This window comes from Ligilactobacillus equi DSM 15833 = JCM 10991 (assembly GCF_000615765.1).
GTDB classification, from domain to species: Bacteria; Bacillota; Bacilli; order Lactobacillales; family Lactobacillaceae; genus Ligilactobacillus; species Ligilactobacillus equi.
On record NZ_BAMI01000153.1, the window covers coordinates 1 to 579 of the forward strand.

A 579-nucleotide genomic window follows, 5' to 3' on the forward strand; every position below is an offset into this window, starting at 1 on the left:
GGCTTGAGCAACATTATTATTTGTGCCTACACGAACCCGAGCTAGCTCATGTCCAGCTGTTTTATCAAATAAAATCAAGTATTTATTTGGTGCTTTAAAAGCATTTGCATCAAAAGACCAACCTGAAACCTCTAACTTATTACCAACTAACTTAAAACTGTCTAAGGCATACGCAACTTGACTCAAATCTTTTGCTTGAGACCAAAAATCCTGTCGTTGGCCTTCACCATCCTTAGCATCACTAGAGTAGCGAATCACCACTTGCAACTTATGTCCGGTTATCTGAGAAAACTTCAGCATGTCAAACTTAGCTTTGAAACCAACATCACCGTTACTGTAGATATTTCTGTAGGCGTTCCGAGCGTCTTCACGTTTCACTGTTTCGGAAGTAATCCCTGCTTTATTAGTCCCAACTTTCACCCGTGCCACTTCGTGACCGGTTGTTTGGTCAAATAAAATTAAGTATTGGTTTGGCATTTGTTTAGCGTAATCAGATACATGCCATCCTTCAACTGTGAGATAATTTCCATTAAAACTAAAGTTATCTAAGTTATAAGCACTATTCTTAAAGATACGTGA

Annotated in this window: 1 pseudogene; it reads right to left on the reverse strand. The window is 38.5% G+C overall.

The annotated features are described in order from the left end of the window. Window positions 1-579: pseudogene (locus JCM10991_RS15530) on the reverse strand (hypothetical protein); the annotation flags it as partial.